The organism is Kitasatospora sp. MY 5-36, assembly GCF_001182915.1.
Lineage (GTDB): Bacteria > Actinomycetota > Actinomycetes > Streptomycetales > Streptomycetaceae > Kitasatospora.
Genome location: NZ_LFVW01001054.1, coordinates 1 through 2178, shown reverse-complemented (window position 1 = coordinate 2178; position 2178 = coordinate 1). Strand labels below are relative to the sequence as shown.

The 2178-nt window shown below is 77.3% G+C and carries 2 pseudogenes; both read right to left on the bottom strand.

Annotated features, from left to right (window positions below):
- A pseudogene (locus tag AE652_RS40000) lies at window positions 1-1210 on the bottom strand (hypothetical protein); the annotation flags it as partial.
- Between the two features lie 494 nt (window positions 1211-1704).
- Window positions 1705-2178 (bottom strand): annotated as a pseudogene (locus tag AE652_RS39995) (precorrin-6y C5,15-methyltransferase (decarboxylating) subunit CbiE); the annotation flags it as partial.

Below are 2178 nucleotides of genomic sequence, written 5' to 3'. Positions count from 1 at the left end.
CGTCGGCGGCAGCGCCCTCGGCAGCGACGGCCTCAGGAGCGACGGGAGCGACGGCGGTCTCGGCGGCCACGGGCTCGGCGACGGGTGCGTCGGCCGCCTCGACCACCGGCTGGGCGGCCTCGGCCGGAGCCGGCTCGGCCACGGGGGCCTGCGGCACGGCCGCGACGACGGTCTCCACGACCTCGCCGGTCTGAGGGGCCTGAGGGGCCTGGGGAGCCGTCACGTCCTGCACGGGCTGCGCCGGGACGGCCTCCGGCGTCTCGACGACCTCGATCACCTCGATCGCCCCGACCGTCTCGACGGCCAGCACGGTCTCGACCGGCGGCACGCCGAGCGGCACCTGCTGGGCCCCGTGGGCCTGCGGAGCCTGCTGGACCTGCTGGACCTGCTGGGCCTGCGGGAAGTCCTGCGCCTGCGGCAGCTGCTGCCCCTCCACGACCGGGGCCGCCGGAGCGACCGGGACGGCCTGCGGCGCGACGGCCGGAGCCGGAGCCGCGGCCTCGGCCATCGGCGGGCGGCCGACCACCGGGATGCCGTGCGCCGGCGTGCCGCCCTGCGAGGGGCCGCGGTCGGCCAGCGAGCGGACCGGCACCTGGCCGGTCATCAGCGACGGGTCCGGGATCGGCGGACCGGCGTGCAGCGGCCGGCGCGGCTGCTGAGCCTGCGTCATCGGCTGCTGCGGCTGCTGGACGGGGTGCTGCTGGACGCCGTGCTCGGCGCCGAGCACCGGCGGGTCCACCGGCGGCCAGGACGGCTCGACCGGCGTGCCGTCGTGCTGCGGCGCGAGCGGCACCTGCTCGGCCGGGACGGCCGCGAGCGGCTCGCCCCAGGAGCCCTGCGGACCGGGCATCAGCAGCACGTCGTCCTCGTCGTCCAGGCCGTCCGGCGTGTCGGGCTGGTCGAGGAAGTGGAAGGCCGGGCGCGGGGCGCCCTGGTCGACGCCCCAGCCCTCGCCGGGCTGGCCGGGCTGCGGCACGCCGGGAACGCCGTAGCCGTACTGGCCCTGCGGCGGGATGCCGCCCGCGCCCGGGGGCACCGCGCCGGGGACACCGCCGATCGGGGCCGCCGGGTTGGGGATCGCCCCGCCGTCCGTCGCGACGCCCTGGAGGGGTGCAACGCCCGCGACGCCCTCCGGTCCGCCGAGCGGGTCCGGCCCGCCGTGCAGGTGCTCCGGCATTCCCTCGCCCGGAACGTGGCCGCCATCGGTCATTGTCAAAGCTCCTTCCAGGCCGCTGCCGCGCCCTCGGCGACACGATCACCGATCGCAGCGCCCATCCGCACGGGCCGAACCAGCACCGGCCCGCCCCTAACCACACGCGGCCGCCGCGCCGTGGCGCTGCGGCCCAAGTCCATCCGGCGCGCTGCGGCACCCCGGTCCGGCGCACCGCCCGTAGGGGGCGGCGCATCGTCTGAAACAACGACAACCCGGAGCAACCGGCACGACCGCACCGGACCCTACGGCATTCTCCAGGTCCGGCACGAGGCCCGTCGAATTGCCCACACTTCGAGCGGAACCGGATTGCACCGCGTCAAAAAGGTGACAAACCGACTGAATCGGGTGGGTCGCCTACCCTTGCAGTCGCCCAGGACGTCACACTACCGGCACCGCGCGGTCACCTCTCGAATCGGTGTCCGGATGCGACCTGGATCACCGTCGGCGCCACCGGACGATCCCGGCGCGGGCCCCGGACGGGCCCACGGCCTTCACACGATCTGCTCACCCCAGAGGACCAGCGCGCCGCTTCCGCCCGCTCCCAGCGCCAGCCCCTCGCCCTCCCCCACCGGCCGCAACGGGCTCGCCTGGAGCAGCGCGCCGTCCGCCCGGTAGCCGGCCCCGGCGATCGCCCGGTGGACCTCCTCGGCCTCGGTGAGGGTCCGGGGCAGCGCGACGAACCGTTCGGGCCGGCGGGCCAGCACCGCGCGCACCACGTCGAGACCGCCGGACTCCACCACCGCCGCGTCCGGTTCCGGCAGGCCGCCCAGCACCTCGGGGCCGCTCCCGTACACCGCCTCCACCTCGACGCCGTAGCGGCGGGCGTTGACGGTCAGCCGGGCGCAGGCCGAGCGGGAGCCCTCGACCGCGACGACGGCGGCGCCGAACCGGGCCGCCTCCACCGCGAGGGCGCCGCTGCCGGCGCCGACCGACCAGACCAGGTCCCCGGGGCGGGCGCCGAGCCG